At 72.1% G+C, this 25,057-nt stretch carries 16 protein-coding genes; 4 read left to right on the top strand and 12 right to left on the bottom strand.

Annotated elements, in window-relative coordinates:
* Positions 1-1,172 (bottom strand): endo-1,4-beta-xylanase (locus ACIG87_RS04610; RefSeq protein ID WP_396848164.1); only part of this gene is annotated, 1,172 nt, incomplete at its 3' end.
* A 558-nt stretch (positions 1,173-1,730) separates the two neighbouring features.
* Between ACIG87_RS04610 and ACIG87_RS04605 the strand changes: the two genes are divergently transcribed.
* Positions 1,731-2,813 carry an SRPBCC family protein gene (locus ACIG87_RS04605; protein WP_396848162.1) on the top strand — a complete coding sequence of 361 codons (1,083 nt, stop codon included), beginning with the start codon at positions 1,731-1,733 and terminating at the stop codon, positions 2,811-2,813.
* 21 nt (positions 2,814-2,834) lie between these two features.
* On the opposite strand, the gene ACIG87_RS04600 is transcribed toward ACIG87_RS04605, so the two are convergent.
* On the bottom strand, positions 2,835-3,887 hold the full coding sequence (locus ACIG87_RS04600) for a LacI family DNA-binding transcriptional regulator (protein WP_396848158.1): 1,053 nt from the start codon (positions 3,885-3,887) through the stop codon (positions 2,835-2,837).
* Between the two features lie 572 nt (positions 3,888-4,459).
* On the opposite strand from ACIG87_RS04600, the gene ACIG87_RS04595 reads away from it, so the two are divergent.
* From ACIG87_RS04595 to ACIG87_RS04585, 3 genes are all read left to right on the top strand, one after another.
* A complete protein-coding gene (locus ACIG87_RS04595) occupies positions 4,460-6,577 on the top strand; it encodes a cellulase family glycosylhydrolase (RefSeq protein ID WP_396848156.1) in 2,118 nt (705 codons plus the stop codon).
* Between the two features lie 423 nt (positions 6,578-7,000).
* A complete protein-coding gene (locus ACIG87_RS04590; RefSeq protein WP_396848154.1) occupies positions 7,001-8,188 on the top strand; it encodes an ATP-binding protein in 1,188 nt (395 codons plus the stop codon).
* Positions 8,176-8,850: a LuxR C-terminal-related transcriptional regulator gene (locus tag ACIG87_RS04585; protein WP_396848152.1), complete on the top strand. Its 675-nt coding sequence runs from the start codon at positions 8,176-8,178 to the stop codon at positions 8,848-8,850. The genes ACIG87_RS04590 and ACIG87_RS04585 overlap by 13 nt, the downstream gene beginning before the upstream one ends.
* A gap of 64 nt (positions 8,851-8,914) precedes the next feature.
* On the opposite strand, the gene ACIG87_RS04580 is transcribed toward ACIG87_RS04585, so the two are convergent.
* From ACIG87_RS04580 to ACIG87_RS04535, 10 genes are read right to left on the bottom strand one after another with little or no spacing between them, the layout of a single operon-like run.
* Positions 8,915-10,840: a TOMM precursor leader peptide-binding protein gene (locus ACIG87_RS04580; protein ID WP_396848151.1), complete on the bottom strand. Its 1,926-nt coding sequence runs from the start codon at positions 10,838-10,840 to the stop codon at positions 8,915-8,917.
* Positions 10,837-11,592 (bottom strand): ABC transporter permease, encoded by a 756-nt coding sequence (locus ACIG87_RS04575; protein WP_396848150.1) that lies wholly within the window; start codon positions 11,590-11,592, stop codon positions 10,837-10,839. Before ACIG87_RS04575 ends, ACIG87_RS04580 begins: the two co-directional genes overlap by 4 nt.
* Positions 11,589-12,497 (bottom strand): ABC transporter ATP-binding protein, encoded by a 909-nt coding sequence (locus tag ACIG87_RS04570; RefSeq protein ID WP_396848148.1) that lies wholly within the window; start codon positions 12,495-12,497, stop codon positions 11,589-11,591. Before ACIG87_RS04570 ends, ACIG87_RS04575 begins: the two co-directional genes overlap by 4 nt.
* 11 nt (positions 12,498-12,508) lie before the next feature.
* Positions 12,509-13,690: a peptidase M50 gene (locus tag ACIG87_RS04565; protein WP_396848146.1), complete on the bottom strand. Its 1,182-nt coding sequence runs from the start codon at positions 13,688-13,690 to the stop codon at positions 12,509-12,511.
* Entirely contained in the window at positions 13,687-14,733 is a 1,047-nt protein-coding gene (locus ACIG87_RS04560) for a lantibiotic dehydratase C-terminal domain-containing protein (RefSeq protein WP_396848144.1), read from the bottom strand. The genes ACIG87_RS04565 and ACIG87_RS04560 overlap by 4 nt, the downstream gene beginning before the upstream one ends.
* Complete coding sequence (locus ACIG87_RS04555) at positions 14,726-17,512, bottom strand: lantibiotic dehydratase (RefSeq protein WP_396848142.1); 2,787 nt, start codon at positions 17,510-17,512, stop codon at positions 14,726-14,728. The genes ACIG87_RS04560 and ACIG87_RS04555 overlap by 8 nt, the downstream gene beginning before the upstream one ends.
* A gap of 7 nt (positions 17,513-17,519) precedes the next feature.
* Positions 17,520-19,214 (bottom strand): nitroreductase family protein, encoded by a 1,695-nt coding sequence (locus tag ACIG87_RS04550; protein WP_396848140.1) that lies wholly within the window; start codon positions 19,212-19,214, stop codon positions 17,520-17,522.
* Positions 19,215-19,223: 9 nt separating this feature from the next.
* The gene (locus ACIG87_RS04545) at positions 19,224-21,092 is read right to left on the bottom strand and encodes a TOMM precursor leader peptide-binding protein (protein WP_396848138.1); all 1,869 of its coding nucleotides are present in this window, start codon (positions 21,090-21,092) and stop codon (positions 19,224-19,226) included.
* A complete protein-coding gene (locus ACIG87_RS04540) occupies positions 21,089-23,194 on the bottom strand; it encodes a TOMM precursor leader peptide-binding protein (RefSeq protein ID WP_396848136.1) in 2,106 nt (701 codons plus the stop codon). The genes ACIG87_RS04545 and ACIG87_RS04540 overlap by 4 nt, the downstream gene beginning before the upstream one ends.
* Positions 23,194-24,957, bottom strand: a complete 1,764-nt coding sequence (locus ACIG87_RS04535; RefSeq protein WP_396848135.1) for a BTAD domain-containing putative transcriptional regulator — start codon at positions 24,955-24,957, stop codon at positions 23,194-23,196. Before ACIG87_RS04535 ends, ACIG87_RS04540 begins: the two co-directional genes overlap by 1 nt.
* Between the last annotated feature and the right edge of the window lie 100 nt (positions 24,958-25,057).

Genomic DNA, 25,057 nt, shown 5'->3' with positions numbered 1-25,057 from the left:
ACAAAACCACCGGTCCACGAATTCAACGACACCGAAGCCGAACAACCAGCCCCACCCGGCGGCGTCGTCGTCGGATTCGGAGGAGTCGTCGTCGGATTCGGCGGCGTGGTGGTCGGATTCGGCGGCGTGGTGGTCGGGTTCGGCGGCGTCGTCGTCGGGTTGGTGCTACCGCCGGCGTTGATGGCGTTCAGGACGGAGTCGTACGCCGCCTTCTTGTTGCCGTTGCAGTCGAACAGCAGGGCGTTGTCGGAGCCGCGCCAGGAGTCGCAGTCCCGTACGCCCCACACCGTGATGCCGGTGCACCGCGAGATGGCCATGCACGCCTTGGTGACGTTGCCGTAGATGTTGGCCTGGTTGCCACCGGTCATCACGTCCAGCTCGGTGATCTGGACGTCGACCCCGAGGTCGGCGAAGCGCTGCAGGTTGGCCTGATAGTCACCGGCCAGCGTGGTGCCCAGGTGCGACTGGAAGCCCACGCAGTCGATCGGCACGCCACGGGACTTGAAGTCCCGCACCATGTTGTAGATGCCCGTCGACTTCGCGTTGATCCCGTCGGTGTTGTAGTCGTTGTAGCAGAGCTTCGCGCCCGGGTCGGCGGCACGGGCGGCCCGGAACGCCGCCTCGATCCAGTCGTTACCGGTCCGCTGCAGGTTCGAGTCCCGCCGACCACCACCGTTGCCGTCGGCGAACGCCTCGTTCACCACGTCCCAGGCGTAGATCTTGCCCCGGTAGTGGGTCGCGACCTGGGTGACGTGGTTGATCGCCGCGTTACGCAACGCGGTGCCGGACATGCCCTGCGCCCACCCGGGCTGCTGCTGGTGCCAGAGCAGCGCGTGTCCCCGTACCTGCATGCCGTTGGCCTGGGCGTGACTGAGGATACGGTCGCCGCCGGTGTAGTTGAACTGCCCCTGGGACGGCTCGGTGGCGTCCCACTTCATCTCGTTCTCGGCGGTGATCGAGTTGAACTCGCGGTTGAGGACCGTCGTGTAGGTGCCGGTGGACAACTTGCCCGTCGCGACCGCCGCACCGAAGTAGCGGCCCTTCTCGGCCGAGGCCGCCCGCAGGGTCGTCCCGGCGCTGGCGACGGGGGCCATCGCCAGCGTCATTCCGACGGTGAGTGCGCCGGCGACGGCGAGGGTCGCCGTCGCTAGCAGGGCTCTCTTGGGTCTCATGTCGCATCCTTCTCGGTGTGGGTGCAGCGGTGGTGGTGATGAGGTGCCCGGTTCCACTGCCGGTGGTGGGCCGCAACGACCGGCGTGCGTCGCCGCCCGGCCGGCCACGGCGGACGGCGGCGAAAACCTCGCCGCAGTCCGCGCCGGCCCTCGGCACCGGTGACCTCGGTGCCGGGGCCGGGGCCCGGACCGGCGAGAGGATCGCCCGGTCGTGGGGACGGCGGAGCGCCTCCCGAGAAGGGAGCCATGATCCTCCTTCCCGGAGGAAACCGGGCCGGCTGTCGGCGCAACGATCCAACCCCGACGCGTGCGGGGCTGGTCGCGCCGTCACCGGCATCTGCTGATGGGAATCCTGACCCGACGTCCCGCATGCCCTGGGGGGACGTCGTGATCCGAGGTTCGACCAGCACAGCTCGCCCGGTGAGCCACAGGTGCGGTAGTCCTCGCCATCGACTGTGAGCGATAACATGCCATTCGTCAAGTCGTAGCGGAATGAGCCAGGTCAATCCGGCCCACCACTTTCACCACCGGGCCGCCCGGGCCGTAGAGTCTCTCGCCGTGATCGAGATCGGCACGCAGATCGACCTGCCCCACCCGGCTGACCGGGTCTGGCGCGCGGTGACCGATCCGAAGCTGCTCGCCCGTTGGTTCGCCGAGGCCGAGACGATCCCCGGACGACCGGGCCGGTGGCGGGTACGCACGGCGGCGCTGCCCGGCTTCGACGGCGACGCCGACGTCGAGGGCGTCGACCGGCGGGAGCCGGAGCTGATCGTCGTACGGTGTCACGAGGCTGCCCGACGCACCCTGTTGACCTGCACCATCACCCCTACCGGCGAGGGCTGCCGGGTCTCCGTCCGGGAGACCGTGGAGCACGGTGACTGGCCCACCGAGCAGGGCGCACGCCGCGAGGAGTGCTACCGGCAGGCGCTGGCCGGACGCCTGCCCGCGCTTCTCGACTGGCTCGCCTTCCAACAGGTCGACCTGCGGCGGGACACCGCCGCGCCGACCGCCGTGCTGCCGGTGGCCCTGCTGGCCGGCACCGGCCGACCGCCGCTCCGTCGACGCCCGACCTGGTTGGTTGTCGGGCTGGGGGGTGCGGCGTTGGCCCTCGGGCTGACCGGGTGGGTCCTGCTGCCGGGCGCACCGCCGACCGACACCGGGTCGAGCCCGGTGTCACCGCCGGCCCGGCCCACCGCTGACGTACGCAGCCCGTCCCGCTCCGCTGCGACGGTGCGCCCGACGTCGACCCCGGCGCCGCGCAGCTCCCGTCCGAGCCGGTCCCCGTCGGCGACCCCGTCGCGTACCCCCTCCCCGACCCCCTCGGCGTCCGGCCCGCTGGACGCCCGGTACGAGACCGTGTCGACCCGGGTCTTCGGTTACACCGGCAAGGTGGTGGTCGACAACCCGGGCCAAACATCGGCCTCGGGCTGGACGGTGGTCGTCACCCTGCCCCGGGGCAGCACGGCCGCCGAGGTGAGCGGGGCCGACTGGCGACAGGACGGGCAGTCCGTCACCTTCACCGGGCCGGCCGTCCCGGCGGGAGGGTCGCAGGCCATCCGGTTCGACGTCCGCACCGCCGACCCGGTCACCAAGGCGCCGGAGGGCTGCACGGTCGACAAGCGCCCCTGTGCCGGTCTGTGAGGTGCCGCCCAGCCCGCCCCTTCAGATCGCCGGCGGTGCGGTGCTCTGGCGAACGGTGAGGGTGGTCGCCAACTCCAGGCGGACCTGGGCGGTCCGCTCCCCCCGTCCGAGGGCGAGCGCCAACTCGGTGGCGGTGACTGCCATCTCGGTCAGTGGCTGGTGCACCGTGGTCAGGGCGGGGTCGACCACGGTGGCCATCGGCAGGTCGTCGAAGCCGACCACGCTGAGGTCGGCGGGAATCCGCAACCCCAGCGCCCGGGCGGCCTGGTAGACACCGAGGGCCTGCAGGTCGTTGCAGGCGAAGATCGCCGTCGGGCGGTCGGGGCGGCGGAGCAGGTCGAGCGCTGCCGCGTGGCCGTCCTGGTGGTTCAGGCCGGTGTGGACGACCAGGTCGGATTCCACCGGCAGGCCGGCTGTGTCGAGAGCGGACCGGTATCCGTCCAGCCGGGCGCGGCAGCACAGGATGTGCTCCGGGCCGCCGATCATCGCGATACGGCGGTGACCGAGACCGATCAGGTGACGGGTGGCCGATCGACCGCCGGCCCAGTTCGTCGCGCCGACGAACGGCACGTCCTCGGGCAGTTCGGTGGTGGGGTCGAACACCACGAACGGGATGCCCCGGGCACGTAGCTGTTGGTGCTGCTCGGCATCCAGCTGAGCCACCATGACCAGGCAGTCCGGCCGGCGGGAGAGGGTGTCGTCGATCCAGTACCGGATCGCGTTGCGCTGCGGGCCGAACTCCGTCAGCACGACACCGACGCGTTGTTGCCGCGCTGCCCGCTCGACGCCCCGGATGATCTGCAGGCCCCACATGTCCTCGATCTCGTCGAAGACCAACTCCATGATGTTGCTGCGGGTGACCGGAGCAGATCTACGGTAGCCGTGCCGGCTGATCGCTGCCTCGACGCGGGCCCGGGTGTCCGCCGCGACGCCGGACCGGCCGTTGATCACCTTCGACACGGTCGGAATCGACACACCGGCGGATTCGGCGATCACCGCGATCGTCACCGGTCTGGCGGGACTGGCGAGCGAGGCCAGGTCGCCGCCCGGATCGCCCGACGTGACGTGCGTCAACCCGACCTCCTACCTCTCTGCCGCGGTGGCTGCCGGTCGCGCCGGCATCGCCGCGCGACCGGGCCGCCGGCGTCGTGCGGGAGACACAGAGTAACCCGGCCGCCGCCGGCCCCACCGGTGCCGGAAGCCCGAAGAACCGGGAAACTTTCCATGGCCTGTCGATACCTGTGGACAGTGTCCGATGCGCCCATGCCCAGCCGTGGGGAGTTCGACCGGCGGATCAGCCGAGGCTCGCGCCCGCCCTCCCCGCAACGACCACTTCCATTGACGCGCGTCAACCGACGCTTGTAGGGTCTGCGTCGGAAACTTTCCGAGATGGGCCTCCGATCGTTTCCGCGCGGGAGCCTCGCCACTCATCGCGGACGCCCTGGGCAGCGTCCGCACTCGCCACGTCCCCAACCGTGCCGTCGGGCGGCCACGTCCCGCCCGCGTGACCAGGTCACCTCGATCGCGCTGGTGGAACGCCGTGTCCCGACCCGATCCGGATGACCCCGGACCCGTCAGGGCGGCCCGGTTGGCGAGACGTCCGACGACCCCCACCAACCGGCGCCACCATGGCGAGGAGTTCCCTGATGAGTTCGCAGAACATTCGAAGAATGCGCCAGCGGGCCGGCCTGCTCGCCGGCGCACTTGCCGCACTGCTGTTGGCGGGCCTGATGGTCGCCGGCAACGCGCAGGCCGCCGCCGGCTGCCGCGTGGCGTACACCACGCAGTCGCAGTGGCAGGGCGGCTTCACCGCCGACGTGCAGGTCACCAACCTCGGCGACGCGGTCAACAACTGGAGCCTGGTCTGGACGTTCCCGGCCGGCCAACGGGTCACCCAGGCGTGGAACGCGACGGTCACCGCCTCGGGCGACCAGACCACCGCGAAGAACATGAGCTACAACGCGGCGATCGGCACCAACGCCACGGTCTCCTTCGGGTTCAACGGGTCGTGGACGGGCAGCAACCCCGCGCCGACCTCGTTCAGCCTCAACGGTGTCGCCTGCACCGGAAGCGTGGGCGGCACCCCGACCCCGACCCCGACCGCGACCCCGACCGGCACCCCCACCCCCACCCCGACGCCGACGACCTCCCCGTCCCCGTCACCCTCGCCCGGTGGTGACCCGATGGCGACGGTGGCCGCGATGCAACCCGGGTGGAACCTGGGCAACACCCTCGACGCCATCCCCGACGAGACCGCGTGGGGCAACCCGCTGACCACGCAGGCCCTGCTGCGCCAGGTGCGATCGCAGGGCTACAACAGCATCCGGATCCCGGTGACCTGGACCGACCACACCGGGCCGGCCCCGACGTACACCATCGACCCGGTCTGGTTGAGCCGCGTACGTCAGGTGGTCGACTGGTCGCTGGCCGAGGGCTTCTACGTGATGATCAATCTGCATCACGACTCCTGGCAGTGGATCAACGGCTACCCGGGTGACCGCACCACCGTGATGAACCGGTACACCGCGCTGTGGACCCAGATCGCCACCACCTTCCGCGACCACTCGTCCAAGCTGGTGTTCGAGAACATCAACGAGCCGCAGTTCACCGGCACGTCCGGCGACGCACAGAGCGACGAGGTGCTGCGGGAGCTCCACCTCGCGTTCGTCCGGCTGATCCGCCAGTCCGGCGGTAACAACACCAACCGGCTGCTGGTGCTGCCCACCCTGTACACCAGCTCCGAGCAGGCCCGGCTCGACGCGCTGACCACCACGATCAACCAGTTGCAGGACAACAACATCGCCGCGACCGTCCACTTCTACGGATACTGGCCGTTCAGCGTCAACATCGCCGGTGGCACCCGCTACGACGCCAACGTCGAGAAGGACCTGATCGACGGCTTCGAGCGGGTCCGCAGCACCTTCGTCTCCCGAGGCGTCCCGGTCATCATCGGCGAGTGGGCGCTGCTCAGCTACGACTACACCCGGCCCGGCATCATCGAGCGCGGCGAGCTGCTGAAGTTCTTCGAGGCCGTCGGCTACGAGGCCCGCACCCGCAAGCTCACCACCATGCTCTGGGACGCGGGCTCGTTCCTCAACCGCAACACCCTGCAGTGGCGGGACCAGGGCATCTACGACATGATGAAGGCAAGTTGGACCACCCGGTCGGCCACCGCCTCCTCGGACCAGGTCTACGTGCCCCGCACCGGCACCATCACCAGCAAGTCCCTCACCCGGAACCTGAACGGCACCTCGTTCCAGGGGCTGCGGCAGGGCAGCACCAACCTGGTCAACGGCACCGACTACACCGTCTCCGGCACGACGCTCACCCTGACGGCGTCGGCGCTGACCCGGCTGGTCGGCAACCGGAACCCGGGGGTCAACGCCACCATCGAGGCCCGCTTCTCGCAGGGCGTGCCGTGGCAGATCAGCATCATCTCGTACGACAAGCCGACCCAGTCGGCGGCGACCGGATCGACCAGTTCGTTCGCCATCCCCACCCAGTTCCGTGGTGACCAGCTCGCCACCATGGAGGCCAAGTACGCCGACGGCAGCGGCGCCGGCCCGGCCAACTGGACGTCCTACAAGGAGTTCTGGACGCACTTCCAGCCGGACTACAGCGCCAACACCATCCTGCTGAAGCCCGAGTTCTTCGCCGAGGTCAACGACGGCCCGGTCACCCTGACCTTCCACTTCTGGAGCGGCACGCAGCTCACGTACCGGATCACGAAGTCCGGAAGTTCGATCACCGGCAGCCCGGCCTGACCGACCGGGGGCGTCGCGGCGTGCTCGGCCGCGACGCCCCCGGCTCGCCCACCGCAGCTCGGGTCCGCCCGCCGCCGCACCGCCGGCCCGCCGTTGAGCCACCTCGGCGTCGACGGCCGCCGTAGCGGCCGGTGATCTCGGCCCTCGGAACCCGGATGTTGCTGGTCATGTCGCCTCCTGGCCGGCCGGTCTCGGCATGGAGACACCGACCGGGGGCGATTCGTGACACGACCGGCGGACTCCCGCCCGACCTCCCGCCCGCGCTCCCCGGCCCGGCGGACGCCCGGCGCGCGCTCCCCCGGCCCACCGGGGCTCCTGGTTTGATGGAGGAGGAAGCGACCCGACACAGCCACCCGGGTCGATGGCGCTAGTCGACAATTGTGCGTACTACCCGATTCCAGGTCCATACGCGAGGTTTGTTAGGTGCAATCATCGGCGACAACCGGCAACGGGGCGCAGGCCCGCGCGGAGTTGCTGCTCATCCAGGCGTCCGGCGCGCTCCGCGCGCTCCAGCTCTCGGTGGGCCTGCCGGTGCTGCTGTCCGGCGGGCTGGACGACTTCCGGTCCATCACGGCGGTCGTCGGCAGTCACCTCTCGGCGGTCGTCTGGTCGACGGTGCTGTTCACCGTGATGCTGCGTCGTCGGCGGGTCACCCTCGAGTGGGTGCTGGTCGACCTGGCGCTCGCGGCGATCTGGCTGATCGCCGTGCCGCAGATGTGTGTCACGTCCTGCGCGAGCGGCTGGCAGCTGTGGGTGGTGCCGTCCGCGATGGGATCGATCATCCTGGCCATGATCTTCATTCCGTTCGGCATCGCGGTGGTCGGCACCCTGGCGGTGGCAGGAGCGTACGTCCTGGGCATCTGGGAGCACGTCGTCCGGACCCGGGCGCCGGCCCCGGACGCCCTCGGCTCGGTGGCGGTGAACGTGTTCTTCATGCTGGGGTTCGCGTTGCTGAGCTGGGTGTGCGCCCGGATGCTGCGCGCCTCCGCCCGACAGGTCGACCTCGCCACCGCCGACGCGATCGAGGCGCGGGCCCGGGAGGCCACCGCCCGCGCCCGCTACGACGAGCGGACCCGACAGTACGACGTGCTGCACCACACCGTGCTGAGCACCCTGAGCAAGATCGCCCGGGGCGGGCTGGACCATCGCGCCGACGAGGTCCGGGCGCTGTGCACCCGGGATGCCGACTTCCTGCGTGGCCTGATGAGTGGGGCCGCCGACATCGGCCCGGGTGACTTCGTCGGGGCGCTGGCCGGGGTGGTCCGCGACAAGCAGGCCCTCGGGCTGCGGGTGAACTCGCAGTTCCACGCCCTGCCGACCGAGCTACCGCCGGCGGTGGCGGCGATGCTGCTCGGGGCGACCCGGGAGGCGTTGAACAACGTGGCCAAGCACGCCGAGGTCGACGAGGCGTGGCTGACCGCTGTCGGTGAGGGCGACGGGGTGCGGGTCGTCGTGGTGGATCGCGGTGTCGGCTTCGAGCCGGAGGCGGTGACCGGCGGCCGTGGCCTGATCCGCGAGCTGCGACACCGCGTGATCGAGACAGGTGGCACGGTGGACGTCACGTCCAGCCCGGGTCACGGCACGGTGGTGGAGGTGTTGTGGACCCCCTGATCGAGATCGCCGCGATAGACAACGACCAGATGCTCCTGGACGGCATGGCGACCTGGCTCGCCTCGGTGCCCGACATCCGCCTGACGGCGACGGCGCGGTCGGTCACGGACTTCCTCAGCCAGACCGTCACCCCCCGGATCGTGCTGCTCGACCTCAACCTGGAGGACTTCACCGACCCGGTGGAGAACGTCGCGAGCCTGGTCGAGGCCGGCTTCACCATCATCGTGATCACGGTGGTGCCGGATCTGTCGTACATCCTGGCGACGACCGAGGCGGGCGCGGTGGCGTACGTGGCGAAGACCGCGAACCTCACCGTGCTGGCCGACGTCATCCGGGCGGTGGCGCGTGGTGACTCTCCGCTGACCACCGAACACGCCTTCTGGCTGGGACGCGACAACCGGCCGGACCGGCCGGAGCTGACCCCGCGCGAGCACGAGGTGCTGGTGGCCTACGGCCGCGGGATGACCGTGGACGCGGTGGGTCGGCAGTTGGGCATCGCCGCCGGTACGGTCCGCACCCACCTGGAACGGGCCAAGCAGAAGTACGCCGACGTCGGCCGGCCGATCCGGCACCGGGGGCAGTACAGCGAGCGGATCCGGGAGGACTCGCTCGGCCGGGAACGGCTACGCGGACCGGGAAACACCCCACCGGCCGGCGGCTGACGGGTGGTGGGTAGCCGGCGGTGGGTGTGACGGGTGGTGGGTGGCCGGTCCGGTGGCGACCGGGCTACGGGAACGGGTGCGGCACCGGACGGGGCCCGGCGTCGGCGTGCCCGTGCGCCCGGAGGCGCTCGTGCAGCCGGGGCATCGTCAGGGCGCGCTGCCGCAGCCAGCCGAAGTCGATCGGCAGCAGACCGGGCACGATCGTGCAGACCGTGCGCAGCCCCATCGCGAACTGCTCCGGTGTGGTCTGGTCGACGACGATGACGTCGTACCCCTTGGCGTACAGCTCGTCCAGCACCGCCTGCAGGTCCTCCCGCAGGTCCCGGGTCGGTGGTCGGGGGCGGCCGTACAGCTCGGTCATCGACTCGGTCGGCCGGTCGGCGAGGTAGTCCCCGGCGTGCTCCCGCATCGTCGGCAGACCGAACAGGTCGGCGTGGTCGTGCACGGTCTGGACCAGCGAGTAGTCCTCGGCCATGGCGTTCAGCTCACGCCACCGCTGCCGGGTCCTGCCGGCCTTGAGGGGAATGTACGACAACGTCTCGGACAGCGCGGCGGCGACCGCCTGCTCCGGGGCCAGGTGCGCGCCGGCGGCGAACGCCAGCAACCCGGGGCCGCCGTCGTGCCGCACCGCGAGCGTGGTGACCACGGGCACGGACAGATCCGTACGGTTGTCGAAGGCGAGCACCTCGTAGCCGGCGAGGGTGCCGCGGTCGACCATCGTCCGGATCGCCGCGCTGGCGCACGAGTCCAGGTCGATACGGCGCAGCCGCTCCCGGCCGTACCACCCCAGCAGGAACGCGTCCCGTTCGATGAGTTCCAGCAGCCCGAACAGGATCGCTTCCTCCAGACAGCTGCCGGTGGCGCAGCCGTTGGAGGAGGAGAGCACGAAGTTGTCCCCGGACGCGCCGGTGCTGTAGAAGCACAACCGTCGGGGCACCAGGACCGGTGCGTCGTGGCGGATCGACCGTCCCCACACCCAGGGGATCGGCTGGTCCGGGTCGAAGCGCTGCACCAGCGGATCGGTGTCGTAGGTCTCCTCGGCGTACCCGCCGCAGCTGGTCGGGTCGAGGGCCCGGTCGGCGACGTCGGCGTAGGGGGCGACGAGGGGCTCGACGGGGCGGCGGTGGTGGGTGCCGGCGTAGCGTTCCAGGCCTTCCAGATAGGCCAGCCGCAGACTGTCGGCGAAGCCGTTGGCGTGCCCGCTCCACGCGACGTCGAGCAGGCCCGCGTAGCCTCGGATGAAGATGCCCCCGGTCACCGCCGCGGTGGTCGGCAGGGTCGGGTTCACCAACGCCCCGGCGCCGATCACGCCGCACACCGGGTTGACCAGCGCGCCGACCGGCAGGCGGTAGTCGTGCACGCCGCGCAGCCGGTAGCCGTCCGGCGCCGGTTTAGGACGTGGCCGCGCCGTCTCGACCGGCATCGGCCGGTCCGGTACCACGTCGCCGCAGCTCGGACACCTCGGCTCGGGCAGGATCGGCACCGTCGACGAGCGCAGGCTGCCCAGCTCCAGCGAGGTCACCCGGCGCAGCGCCGCGCTGTCCGGATCGAGGAAGACGCCGACCGAGGGCGGCGCTACGGCGACTGCGCGGAACAGGTGCCACACCGCGTCCACCAGGTACTCCGGCAGCTCCGGCCAGCCGCCGACGCCGGTGAGGCCCAGGCCGGTCTCCAGGGCGTCGCGTTCGGTGCGGCCCCGCAGCCGCTGCCACCGTACGCCGAAGCAGTGCCCGCACCCCTCGGCCTGTCCCGGGGCCCCGCCCCACGGCCCGAGGAAGACCGCGCCCGGGGACAGGTGGACGTTGGCGTGGCGGCGGACCGGGTCCGGGGTCCGCGTGACGTCGGCGGTGCCGAGCGTCACCACGGCGGGTGGTCGCCCGCCGGTCGGCGGAGCCGCCGACCAGCGGGCGACGAGGTCGCGTTGGAGCTGGGCCGCGGCGGCGCTCAGCGGCGTGTCCGGCCCGGCTGCGGTGGCCACGACCGGCGTCATTCGTCGTTGCTCCACTTGAACAGGCGCAGACCGATCGCGGTGAAGACCGTGGTGAATCCCACCAGCACCAGGCACGCGATCCAGTAGTCACGCGCCTCGCCCGCGCCGGCCAGCGCGTAGACCAGGCCGTCGAGGACGTAGCGCAGGGGCATCGCGTACGAGAAGCTGCGCAGCCAGTCCGGCATGAGCTCCACCGGGATGAACGCGCCGGACAGGAACGCCATCGGGATCACCACGCAGTTGCCGATGGCGCTCACCGCCTCGGGGGTCTTCGAGATCGCTCCAATGATCAGTCCGAGGCCCAGGAAGGTGCCGATGCCCAGCAGCATGATCGGCAGGGCGAGCGGCCACCGGGGGGCCACGTTCATGCCGAACAGGGGGATCGTCGCCACCCCGATGAAGAGCAGGCACTGGGCCACCCCGATGCACACGGCGACCGCCATCCGGGAGAGCACCACTTCGGACAGCCGCGCCGGGGTGAGCCGGATCAGGCGCAGCAGGTCGTCCCGACGCCACTGCATCAGGGTGAAGGCGACCCCGAACGACGCCGCGTTGGCCAGCCCCCAGGCCAGCACGCCGGGGGCGATGAAGTCGATGTAGCCGTTGCCGGTCTCCACCACCTCCTGCCCCTTGAAGATCAGGCCGAAGATGACCAGGAAGATCAACGGGAAGGCGAAGGTGAAGAAGATCGTCACGGTGTCCCGGGTGTTCGCCTTGTAGGAGGCCCGGGTCAGGGCGGTGAAGACGGTCACGACTGTGCTCCGATCAGTTCCAGGTAGACGTCTTCCAACGTGGCCGTTCTGGTCTGCACCCCGTCGAGATCCGCGCCGGTGCCGAGCGCCGCCAGGACCCGGGTCAGGTGTTGGGTGTGCAGGGTCAGCGTGCCGTTCTCGACGGTCACCGAGTCGACGCCGTCGAGCCTGCTCGCCTGCTCCGGCGCGAGCTGCCCCATCGGCACCAGCACCTGGGTGCCCACCGCCGCGCGGCTGATCAGCGCCCGGGGGCTGTCCAGCGCCACGATCCGGCCGTGGTGGAGGATGGCGACCCGGTCGCAGAGCGCCTCGGCCTCGTCGAGATGGTGGGTCGTGTAGACGATGGTCTTGCCGGCGCTCTTGAGCTGGCGCAGCATGGTCCACAGGTCACGACGGGCCTGGGGGTCCAGCGCCCCGGTGGGCTCGTCCAGGAAGATCACCTCGGGCTGGTGCACCAGCGCCGACGCGATGGCCAGCCGTTGCCGTTGGCCGCCGGAGACCCGGGCCACCCGGGCGTCGGCGGAAGCGGTCAGCCCGACCTGCGCCAACGCCCGCTGCGCGGCCTGCCGGTCGAGGCCGTAGAACGCGGCCACCGTCTCCAGGTGCTCGATGGCGGTCAGGTGCGGAAAGAACGCCGACTTCTGCGTCTGTACGCCGATGAGCGGCAGCAGCGCCCGGTTGCGCGGATGCGGACGGTGGCCGAGCACGGTCACCGTGCCGGCGTCGGGCATCCGCAGCCCCTCGATCAACTCGATGAGGGTGGTCTTCCCCGCCCCGTTGGGCCCGAGCAGCCCGATGAACTCGCCGCGCGGCACGGTCAGGCTCACGTCGTCCACGGCACGCACCTTGCCGTACGACTTGCTCAGCCCCTCGACCTCGACGGCCGGTTCCATGTCTGTCTGCATCGCCTCGCCTCTCACCTGGTTGCTTGGTTGGATGGATCGGTCCGTGTCCGGTGGCGGGGCAGGCCGGCGAGCCACAGGCAGACCGTCAGCACGACGACCGCCGCCGACACGGCGTGACCGGCGCGGCCCAGCGACGGCTCCAGCAGCCGGCCGCCGGACCAGGCGACGCCCACGCCGAGGGCCGCCGTCGCCACGTGCCACCCCGTGCCGTAGAGCCCGAGCGCGAGCCGGGCCCGCCCGGGATACCGGGGGCCACGCCGCGACACCCACTGGCGGGGCCGCGACCAGAGGTAACGGCGGCTCTCCGGACCGAGGGCCACCACGCCGAGCAGATGACTGAGCATCTTGTAGCCGTCCAGCGGCGCCAACGGCACGTAGTTGACCAGGCTCTGCACCGTGCCCACCAGGACCACCGCGGCGGCGAACCGGTGGCTCGCCGAGCCGGGCGTGCTGAACAGCCAGACGAGGAGGAAGGGCACGGTGACGATGCTGTTCAGCACCCCGCCCACCGCCGCGATCACGACCCGTCCGGCACGCGAGGGCAGGAACTGGTAGTCCTCCACCCGGCAGCTCAACGCCACCACGTTGATCCGCACCCCGGAGCAGCCGAAGTGCGTGGCGGCGACCCCGTGCGCCAACTCGTGCAGCATCGCGCTGAGGTAGCTGACCGCGACGATCCCGACCACCCACCGCCAGTCGCCGAAGACCGGGCGCGCGTCCTGCCACAGCCGCGGCGACTCCACGGCGACGACGGCGTACAGCGCCGCGAACCCGATCCCGACGGCGACGCCGGCCGGAAGCGAGAAGGCCCACCCGAAGGCGGTGGCGAGGCGCGCCAGCAGCAGCCGGGGCGCGACCGCCGCGCCGGCCCGGTCGCCCGTGGCCAGCAGGTCACGCTGGCGCAGCAACCACAGCAGTTGCGACCACTGGGCCGGGCCGAGCCGCCGGCCGAACCGCGCCGCGTACGCCGCGCCCACCTCGGCCAGCGATCGACGCCCGTCCAGGTTGCGGATCAGGAAGCACTCCTTCGGTGACACCTCGAACGTCGCGCCGCCGGGAACCCTCAGCAGGTGCACCCGGTGCGGACCCCGGCCCAGTTCCGCAGAGACCAGCAGGTCCGGCCGGACCCGGGGCCGCTCGACGGCGTCGTCCGGCGCGTGCGACGGGAGACCGACCACCGTGCCGTCGGTCACCGCGCCGCCAGCGTCTCGCGCAGCGCCCGAGCCATCAGGTACGCCAGGTACGCCTCGTCGCGCAGGGTGATGTAGAGCCGGTTGTTGGTCATGTGCAGGTACGGCGAGAGCAGCCGGGCCGACGCCTCGTGCGGATCGGTGACGGTGACCGCCGCCGCGCCCTCCGGGTAGGCGAAGGTCAGCTCACCCGACCCGGCCAGCTCCGACACCCGGCTGCGCAGCTCGCCGGAGTGCTCGGCCCAGCCGCGCAGGAACACCGGCAGCCGATGCTGCTCACCCTGGTCGAGCGCGCGGAGGATCGGCTGGAACCGCCGGTCCAGGTCGCCGGACATCCGCGCGTACATCCGGTCGTAGTCGATGTTGTCCACGAAACCGGCGCCCCCGAACGCCCGATGCCAGAACTGGTGGTACGAGTCGAAGAACGCGACCAGGTCGTGGCGATCGGGCAGGAAGGTGCCCGCCATCACCAGCATCAGCTGGGCCGCGCTGCCCAGGGTCACCGGCCGCAGGTGAAGGTTCATCGTCCGCACCATGTCGATGACCAGGTCGCTGGAGTAGCGGAAGTGCCACTCGGCGAGGGCGACGCCCCGCGCACCGCCGTACTTGCCGTACTCCGGTTCGTACGGCCGGTAGCTGAAGGAGTTGTTCGGCTGCATCCGTGGCGTGCCGTCGGGCCCGGTCAGCTCGTCCGGTGCGCCCTGCGGGTACTCCAGCTGGAACAGCCGCTCGTGCAGTTCGCCCCGGAAGCCCGCGTCCATCTCGTACAGCGCGGGCCGAGCGGCCAGGAAGCGCCGGATGGCCGCCTCCGCGGTGGCCCGTACGGCGGGCTCGTCGGCACGGGTGCGGGGCCTGAGCCGCAACCGCACGTGCGGACCCTCCATCCAGTAGTTCATGAAGAAGTAGGTGTCCAGGACACCCTGGGCGGTCAGCTCGTCGACCAGCGGACGGATGCACTCGACCACCATCGGTCTGGCGTTCGCGCCGTAGAAGATGTGGATGCCGAGCCACTGGCCCGGCTCACCAGCGGTGGACTGTTCAGACATGACCGCCTCCGCGCGTCGGGGAAGAGGGGAAGGTCTCGATGACGAACTCGGTGACGTGCCGGCCCTGGGCCGAGCCGGCCGTCATGTCGGCGGAGTCCGTCACCTCGTCGCCGGACGGCAACATCTCGCGGAACACCACCCGGTCGTCGTCGGCGGTCAGCAACGCCTCGAGCGCGAGCAACGACAGGTAGCTGGCGCAGTCGACGTACTGGGGTTTCGGCCGTCCCGACGGCCGGCCGCCGGCACCGCCGTGCACGGTGGCGAACAGTTCGGTGGGCAACCTCCGCGCCCGCCGCCACCGCTGCCAGCCGAGGAACCAGTCGGCGTCGGTGTCGCCCTCGGCCCGGCGTGGCAACGCCGCCGCCGACATCGCCCAGCTGCGCCGGCTGACCACGACGTCGCCGACCCGGACCCGGGGACGCCGGACCACCCCGTCGGCATCCGGCGACTCCGGCACCCCGCGCCACACGTCGACCACCGCCATCGAGGTCGGTGACAGCAGCAGCAGGGCCCGGTGCAGCTGGGGCAGCGCCATCGGCACCAGATAGCCCAGGTAGACCGGGATCACCTCCCGGTCCAGCCGGCGGGAGCGCAGCACCACCCGGTCGGTGTCGGGCTCGTGGCGCAGGTAGAGATCGGCCAGCGGAAGCTGGCTGGCCTCCGGTGCCAGGCTGGTCTCACCGGGGCAGACGATGACGTAGTCGGTGAGCTGGGCGTGCAGGTTCAGGTTGGTGGTCGCCGGGCCGCCGGTCACCTCGGCGAACACCGTGCCCGGCGGCGCGACCTCGGCGGCCTGGGCCCGTAGCCGGGCGGAGAGTGCCGGCGGGGTGTCGTCGAAGCAGTGGGTGAATCGGCTGAACGGGAACGACAGCCCGCCCAGGGACTGGTTGACCACCACCAGCGGTGGCCCGTCCGGCCGCCGGGCCACCTGGACGAGGTGGCTCTGCGGCCGGAACCCGCCGAGCAGGCCCAGCAGGCCGGCCCCGATCTGGTGCAGCCTCGCCGGGTCGAGCCGGATCTCCGCCGTCTCGGCCGCCGGCTGCCCGACCGAGCGCAGGTAGGCCGCGAAGTCCTGCCGGAGGTCGTCGAGCCTGGTCAGCTCGGGCCGGCCCAGCCAGTTCTCCTCCGCCTGGTAGGAGCCGTCCGCGTCGAACGGTCGACGGTCCGCGGTGATCGACAGGTACTGGTCGTACAGGTCCTCGTGGAAGTCCTCGACCAGCCGCAGCAGGTCGTCGCAGCGACCGCCGACGCCGTAGCGGGCCAGGAAGAAGCCGTGGAAGGTGATCCGGTGCGGCAGGGTCAGGTCGAAGGCCGGCAGCACCGCCTCCACGGCGGCGAGGTCGCCACCGGCCAGCCGTCGCCACGGTGCGTCCGGGGTGGACAGCCGGGTGCTGATCCGACAGTCCTCGTAGAGCAGCGCCTGCGGCAGGGAGGCCGCCTCGGCGCCCAGGTGGACCTGGATCTCGTGCAGCGCGTCCCGCAGCCGCCGCATCGCCGTACGCCGGTCGGCCAACTCCCCGTCCCGGAACGTCTCGATCAGCGCGATCGGCTCCGTCAGGCGCTCGGCCAGGTCGTCGGCCCACGCCCGCCGCAGGGTGGTGAGGAAGTCGCGCAGCTGGCGCAGGGGGTCGGGGGTGTGCACGTCGACGGCGAACCCGTCGATCTGCAGGATGCCCAGCCGGAGCAGGATGGACAGGTACTCCTCGCACCGCTGCGGGCTCGCCTGCGTCCGCTGCCGCAGCCACTCGGCCAACTCCGCGCACCGCCGGGCACCGCCGTCCTGGAGCAGGCCGGTGAGCTCGTCGAGGAGTCCGCTGCGGCGCAGGTAGAACAGCCCGTCCTGAATGGAGTCAAAGCTGACCGAGGCGCTGTCGTCACCGGGGGTGACCCACCGCCGCACGTACCGCACCCGCTCCGGATCCTGTCGCAGGCCGGGGCTCAGCGCCACCGGAAGGTCGCCCCGGCGGTCGAGGTCGGCGCAGACGGCCTCGACGATCCGGGTCAACGCCACGACGTTGAGGCGGGCGTACCCCTGCCACGTCGCCGGCCCGGCGGGGTCCGGCCCGGCCGCCCCCTCGGTGAACTCCCCCACCCCGATCCCGGTGAACGAGCTGAACGGACTCGTCTTGCACGCGGTGCGGTAGAGGTAGGACAGCACCGACCGCTCGACCCGGCGCAGCTTCTTCGCCGCCGGTGGCCGGCCGTCGCGTCCCGCGAGCGACACCAACTGCTCGTCCAGCGTGGGCGAGGCGACCTGGATCCCGGCCCGCAGCCGGGGTTCGCCGGTCAGCCGCCACAGCTCGGCCCGGGAGGTGGCGAGTTCCTCGTCGAGCAGCGCGGCCAGGCCACCCCGCTCCACCGCCAGCCGCTGCCGGCGGGTCAGCCAGTCCCGCACCGGGGCGACCACGGTCGGGGCCACCGCGGCGACGGCGGCGAGCGCGCCCTCCGGGTCGGCCGGGAGCGCCCCCTTGAAGACCTGCCGGCGCAGGGCGAGCAGCCGTCGACGGGAGTCGCCGTCCTCGTTGGCCCCGACGAGGTCGTGGAGCAGGTCGCTCAGTGCGGTGGCCTCGGTGGCGAGGGCCGCCTCCAGGTCGAGGACCGCGCCGGCCCGGTCGGCGGCCTGCGGGCAGCGCAGCGCCGCCACGGTGTCGTAGGGCAGGCCACCGACGCGCACCGCGAAGTGGCGGCCCAGCCGTCGCGCCTGCGGTGCGCGCTGGTCGGCGGGGGCGGGGAGAGCCTGCGGTACGGACTGGTCGATGGTGCCGGGGAGAATCGTCATCGTCGCCTCACCGCAACTCGTGCCGGTAGTCGGTGGGAAGCACCCGCTCGTGGCCGGCGAGCATGATCAGCAGTGGCGTCTCGCCGGTGGCGGCCAGCTCGAGTTCCTCGACGTAGGAGACGCCGTCGAACCCGAGCGCCACCCCGCAGCCGAGGTCGAGCGCCGCAGCCGCGGTGTAGAAGGTCTGCGCCACGGCGCCGATCGTGGCGTTCACCACGTTGTAGCCGCGCGGTCCGACCGCGTCCAGCACCGCCGGTACGCGGACGGTGGGGACCACCACCACGGCCGCCTGCTCCAGGTTGTAGTTGGGCAGGAAGTAGTTGCGTTGCAGGAACAGGCCCGGTGGGGTCGATCGGACCACGCGCAACTGGTGGCGTGCCGGGTCGTACTCGTAGCTGCCCGGCGTCATCCCCCGGACGTGGTTGACGAAGACGTAGAACTTCGCCAGCCCTCCGTCGGCCGCCTCGGTGATCTCGGTGGGCAACCGCGCGGCGTGCGCGGCGGTGAGCAGGGCCGCGAGGTCTGCCTGCGGCATCGGCACGCTCCCGTCGAACCGGCCGAAGCTGCTACGGCGGCGGCTCAGCGCGGTGCGGACGGGCGTCTCCAGCGGGCTCGGCGGTGGCAGGTCGACCCGGTCGCCGCCGTCGGGCGTCGGGGTGGCCGCCGCGCTGGCCAGCGCCCCGGCCGCCGGCCGGTGGGCCGCCACCTGTGCCGTCGCCCGGTGGATGCGTTGCGTCGCCTCGAAGGTCAGCACCACCCGCGACCGCTCCCGGTCACGCCGCCGCACCGCCACCTCGCCGACGGCCGCCACGTCCCCCTCGGCCCTGCCGGTACCGTCGGCTGCGGCGGTGCCGGCCGTCGCGGTCCCCTCGGCCAGGGCGGTGTCCTCGGCCGTGGTGACGTGCCGCCGGGCGGACGGGTCGGCGGGCGGCGACGCCGTCCAGGTCAACGGCACCACCGCGAACAGGCCCTCCTCGTCGGGTGGCAGCCCGAGCAGCCGGCCGAGCGCCGCCTGGTCGAACCAGAAGCGGGGCTCGATCCGCCGTCGTTGGCCGCCGGCCCACAGCCGCCAGGTCTGCAACAGGGTGCCCACGTCCATCGACACCGCGTGGTAGGCGAAGCTGTTGTACTTGAAGGCGTTCGCCCAGTACTTGACGCCGATGACCAGGAACTGGGTGGCGTCGGTCGGCAGGCCGAGCGCCGCGCGGACCCGCCCGGTGACGTCACCGGCGAGCAGCCGCTGCATGGTGTGCGGCTGGCAGGCGTAGTGGTACACCCCCGGGCACAGCTCCGCCCCGGGGCCGGCGACCCAGTAGATGCTGCACGGGTAGAGACCTCCGCCGGAGGCGGTGCCCCGGTGCCAGTTCGCCCGCGCGTACCACGGATACCCGTGCACGTCGGTGTTGGCCTGGATCGCCAGCCGCCGGCCGATGAGCCCGTACGAGTCGCGCAGCATGGCACCGAGCACCGGCAGGCTGAACGGCTCGTCGGCCGGCGCGGCGGCGATGCCGGCCCCGACGGTGGCCGACGGCAGCGGTGGCGCGTCGGGCAGCGGGAACGACAACGCGCCCGGATAGTGCTTGGTCGGCCGTGGCTTGTCCGCCCAGTTCGGTGCGAAGTCGGCCGGCGGCATCGGGACCCGGTTGCGTCGCAGGATCATCGACGCGTACTCGTAGGCGTAGCTCTCAGTGCTGATGGTCATCGCCTCACCTCACGGATACGGGTGCGGGACTAGGTGGATGTCGCCGTCGCGCAGGTCGTGGTCGACCAGCCCGGCCTGGCGATGAGCGGTCCGCAGCCGGGGCATGTTCAGCGCCCGCTGACGCCGCCAGCCGAAGTCGATCGGCAGCAGCCCCGGCACCGTCACGCTGGCCGTGTGCAGGCCGAGATCGCGCTGTTCCGGCGTGGTCTGGTCGACCACGATCACGTCGAAGCCCCGGGCCGCGACCATTCGTACGCATCGGTCGAGGTCGGCGCGGAGATCGTCGGCGAGCGGGAACGCCGACCGGAAGTCGGCGTAGGTCTCGTTCACCGGGCGTGGTGGCGTGCCGGAATCCAGCAGGAACGACGCGTGGCGGCGCATCTCCGGCAGCCCGTACAGCAACGGATGGTCGTGCAGCCGCCACACCTTGTCGTAGTCGTCGACCATCTCGCGGAGCCGCGACTCGTCCGCTGCGGCGCGTACCCCGGACATGACCGCGTCCGAGGCGATCTCGCAGAGCGCCGCGGCCATCGCGGTCTCCGGGTCCAGGCTGGCCCCGCCCCCGAAGGCCAGGGTGCCGAAGCCCCCGTCGATCCGCTCGGCCACCCCGGTGACGACGGGGATGTCGAAGGTGCACCGGGTGTCGAAGAACCGGGCCCGGTAGCCGTACATCGCCAGCCGGTCCACCATCGTCCGGGTCTGGACCCGGTCGCTGGTGTCGGGGTCGATCTCCGGCAGCGGTCGCCGGCCGTACCAGGCGAGGACGAAGGCGTCCCGCTCGATCGCCTCCATCAGGCCGTGGTAGATCGCCTCCACCAGGCTGCCGCCGGAGGCGCAGCCACTGGAGTTCTCCTGGACGAAACGCTCCGCCACCGGCGCGTGGTGGTAGTAGACCAGCACCTCGGGCACCAGGATCGGTCGCTCGTCGCGCATCGACCAGCCCCAGACCCACGGGATCGCCCGATCCGGCGCGAACCGTCTGATGTGGCGGTTCTCCGCGTAGAACTCGTCGGAGTACGAGCCGCACTCACGCGGGTCGAGCGCCTGCGGACCGAGTTCGTCCAGGGTCGCGACCACGGTGGTGCGCCGGCTCGACGGCCGTAGGCCGGCGGCGCGTTCCAGCCCTTCCAGGAGCCCGAGCCGGGTGCTGCGGGCGTACCCGTCGGCGTGGCCGCCGAAGAGCATCTCGCGCAGGAAGCTCCCCGATCGCGGGTGGAAGACCCCGTGCACCGGGGACGTCGAGGTCGAGGTGAGGTCCGGCCACAGGGCTGCCCCGAGCGGGCCGCAGACCGGATTGACCAGTGCGGTCGGGGACAGCGGGTAGGCCGCCGCGTCCCGCATCCGGAAGGAGTCCGGCGCGCGCTTGGGGCTGGCCGCCAACTGCGGCGGCGTGGGCGCGTCCGACGCCACCCGGCCGCAGCGGGGGCAGTCCCCGTCCGCGATCAGCGGCACCCGACTGACCCGGAGCGTCTCCACGTCGAGGTCGTGGACGACGGGCGGGTCGGCGTCGCAGTGCGCGGCGTCGACGGCGGCCGCCAGCGCACGCAGCGCATCGGCGACGAACGGCGTCGTGTACGGCCAGTCGCCCGCCGCCGTCGTCTCCCCGCCCAACTCCAGCGCGTCGCGCATCTCCGGTGGCCGGACCGCCTGCCAGCGGCGGGCCAGGCAACAGGCGCAACCCGTTGCGCCCGATCGTGGGGCGAGCAGCGCGTGCCGACCGTAGACCAGCACCCGCGCGGACGTCGACGCCACGTCGGCGGCCCGCTCGTCGCGTACGCCGAGTGGATGCACCGTGAGTGCCGGAGGGTCCTCGGTGGTCAGCAGCGCGCTGAGCGCCTCGACGATCCGGTGCCCCGGATCGATGACCGGCTGACTCATCTGCCGGGCCGTTCCAGCAGCGCGACGCGCACCGCGTAGAGGCCGGCGGCCGGCAGGTCGGCGCCGCCGATCGGCACGACCGCGACGTCGTTGCCGGCCTCCGCCAGTCCGGCCAACACGTCCTGCCAGCTCCCGTTCGCCGCCAGTCGCGCCGGGACGACGCCGGCCACGGCGAGGGTGTCCGCGTCGAAGTCCCGCAGGACGGGGTCGCCACCGTCCGTGGTCTGCGGGTCGGCCGACTGTTGCCGCAGCTGGACCTGGCCGACCAGATCGCACAGCGCCCGGACGGCGGCCTCCCGCCAGGACGGATCGGCGGCGACCGTCCACATCTTCGTCCCGCTGCGCGGCTCGACGCACCGGGCCAGCAGGGTGTGCGCCCCGCCCGGCGTGCCCGCCCCGAGGTCGAGCAGGTCGGCGGTGACCCCCAGGTTCACCGCCGACCTGCTCAGGAAGCGCAGCTCCGCGTCGTCGCCGAGGCCGTCCGGCAGCACCCGGGACGGCAGCACCCCCGAGATGGCGCTCCGCAGCGCGGCGTACGCCAGGGCGGAGGCGAGCCCGTCCCTGGTCGCCGCCGCCGGGTCGAAGCCGGCCCCGGCACCGGCCCGGGTCGGCTCGACCGGACGGTCGGCGTCGGCCGCCCCGGACGGTTCCACCACCGCCCTGGGCACGTCGACCCGGGCTCCGCTGATCAGCGACTCGCCGGTGACCGGCCCGGTGCCCCCGGCGTCGACGCCGAACTGGTCGGCGTACGCGACGGCGGCCCGCGCCAGCGCCCGCGTCCGCGCCCCGACCAGATGGTGCACGTCGAAGGCGCTGATCCGCCGGGCCGTCCCCGCCGGGTCGGTGAACACCACCGTGCCGATCTTGACGGGCGTCTGGTCCCAGTCCTCGTCGTGGTAGCGCTGGAAGACCCCGACATGTGGTTGCAGCAATCCGTCCCGCGCGGACAGCCGCGCGGCGGCGTCCTCCGTGGCGGCGTCCCGGTCGATCGAGGGGTCCGGCGCGACGTCCAGCACGATGGGGTCCGGTGGCAGCCGGGCAGGTTCCGGTGGGCAGTAGACACACCGTGGGTGTGGCGACAGCGGTTCGCTGACGACGTCGAGCGACTCCAGGTCCTGGACGGTCACCTTGCCGTCGGTCTCGGCGGGCAGCGCGCCGGTCATCAGCCGGAACGCCTCGAACGCGAGGAGGTTGCCGATCATCGCGGCCAGCGGTCCGGTGGGACCTGGCCGGGCCGACGGCGGTGCGCCGGGAACCGCGACCCCACGCCAGACCTCGGCCGCCGCCCCGCTGTCGTCGTTCGTGGTGAGCCGCAGCATGGCGCAGTACCAGCACCCCCGGCGGCCGACGCCGCCCGCCGGGCCGATGATCGCCCGGCGGCCGAACGTCCAGGCCGGGACGATCGTCTTTCCGGCGGGAACGCCGGCGGCCAGCAGCCGATGCGTCAGCCGGGCGGCGTCGTCACCGCCGGCGACGAGCACGATGTCGGCACGGGCCAGGTCGGCCCAGGTGGGTTCGTCCCCGGCGGGACACCAGTCACGCACCTCGGCCGGCACACCGGTGGCGGCCAACGCCGCCGCCTCCTGCGCTGCCGCACCGTCGCTCCGGCCGACGATCCCCACCTGCGCCATCCCGTTGCGGACCAGGCTCAGCGCACACATATGCGCGACCGGTCCGCTGCCGATGACCACCGCGGTGCTGTCCCGGAAGGCGGCGAACCGGTGGGGCGCACCGTCGACGTAGTGGTCGATGTAGCCGACCTGACTGGCGAACCGCTTGGCCACCGCCGCGCCCAGCAGGGTCGCCGGGTCCACCTCGTCGGGCGGGACGTCCCGGGCGAAGCTCCGGGACAGCAGCGCGCTGACCAGTTCACCGACCATGGCCCGTTGCGGGCCGGGCAGCTTCGCGCAGAGTTCGGCCACCGTCCGACGCCCGTCGAGGACGGGGACCAGCAGGGTCGCCAGGCGGTAGGCGCTCGGCGAGGTGATTTTGAAGCCGCCCGACGAGTTGTGGAACAACACACCGTCGTACGCCGCGGTGAACAGAACGTCGCGGCGAAGCCGTGGTCGGGCGGCGGCAACGGAATCGAATACCGTGCTCATCAGAACTCCGTTCCGGGTGCGGAAAGGGTGGCGCACAGGCCCACCACAAAACGTTTTCCGTCAATTGCGTCATGCGCGTAGAGCCGCAGCAGATCACCCATTCGGTACTGCCCTGCCCGCTCGTCGAGCAGGCTCGCGTCGGCGAGCTGATCAAGAATGGACTCAGCCACCTGCGGGGTGACCTCCAGCCGCCGCGCCACCGTGGACAGGTCGAGTGGACCAGGGTCGTGGACGCCGAGGCGCAGCACGGCGTCCACCAGCACAGGGGCCAGTCGGTGCAGTGCGGCGTCCCACCGACTGACCAACGTCATGTCCGGGTCACCCGGCAACGCCAGCCGGTTGATCGGGTTCTCCCGCAGCCAGCCGGCCGACTCGGCCAGGCTCGTCGTCCTGGTCAGCAGCCGGGCAGCGGCGATACGCAGGGCCAGGGGCAGGTGATCGCACAGCTCGGCGAGAGCCGCCACCGCTGCGGGCTCGGCCTCGACCCGCTCACGGCCGATGAGGGCGGACAGCAGAGCGGTCGACTCCGACGGGCTGAACCCGCCTATCCGCTCGATCCATCCCCCGAACCGCGCGACCACTCCGACCAGGCCGAACTGGCTGGTCAGCAGCGCGGCGTCACCGGGCCTCCACAGCGGCGCGCTGGCCAACGCCTGCTGCACGTCGACCACGTCGTCGAGGATCAACAGGCCGCGCTGGGCCGCGTCGGCACGTGGCCAGCGGGCCACCTGCTCGGCCAGGTCGGCCGTACGCGTCGGCCGGCCATCGGCCTCCCGCATGCCGAGCAGCAACTGACCGGCGGGGAACTCGTCCCGGACCACCGACGCCACCTGGCAGGCGAGCGCGGTCTTGCCAACGCCCGGCAGGCCGGCCAGCACCACCACACCCCCGTCGGCGCGAAGGCGCGCGGCGACGGCCTCGACGGCGGCGCGACGCCCCACGAATCCCTGCGGCGCGCTGACAGCGGGACGCTCGACCGCCGACGCCGTGCGCACCGCCGACCGTACGACCAGGGCCTTCTCCGTCCGGGCCTCGCCACTGAGGATGCTCAGCTCGAGTCGGCGCAGCCGGGGCCCGGGATCGACACCGAGTTCGTCGGCCAGGAAGTCCTTGACCCGCCGGTACTCGGCCAACGCCTCGGGTTGCCTCCCGGTCCGGTACAGCGCCTCGATGAGCAGTTCGGCCAACCGTTCGTTGCCCAGGTGGGAGCGCGTCGCCTCCCAGAGCTGGACCAGGGCCGACGGGGCGAAACCCAACTGGATCTTGAGGTCGCAGAGCCGCTCCAGCACCCGCAGCCGCTCCTCGTTGAGCCGAGGCACGGCGTCGCGGTGCAGGCTCTCCGACGGCACGTTGGCCAGCACCGGCCCCCGCCACAGCGACAGCGCGCCCTCCAGCAGCACCAGTTGCCGGTCGGCCTGCGGCTCCACCTCCGCCGCCGAGGCCATCTCGCGGAACTGGACCAGGTCCACCGTCTGCCCGGACCCGTTGAACCGGTAGCCGCCCGGGACCGTCTCGATGGAGGAGGCGACGATCGCGTGCCGGACGAAGAGCTGCCGCAGCCGCATCGCGCAGGTCTGCAGGGCCGCCTTGGCGGCCAGTGGTTGGTCGTCACCCCAGATCGCGTCCTGCAGGGCCTTCACCGAGACGACCTCGTTCGGCCGGACCAGCAGAGCCGCGAGCATGCTGGCCACCCTGGACGGCGGCAACACGACGGAGTCCTGGCCCTGGGCGAGCGCCAGCGGACCGAGCACCCGGAAGATCACGTCGGACCCTGCCGCCGAACCGACACCCGGGCCCGGCCGTCCGGGACAGCCGGCCCGGCGACCGGCCCCAGTCGCCTCCGAGGGGAACGCCATGCCCTTC

The sequence above is a fragment of the Micromonospora sp. NPDC051925 genome (assembly GCF_044548625.1).
Classification (GTDB): Bacteria; Actinomycetota; Actinomycetes; order Mycobacteriales; family Micromonosporaceae; genus Micromonospora.
The sequence above is the reverse complement of the archived record's forward strand: the minus strand, read 5'-3'. Positions and strand labels throughout refer to the sequence as shown.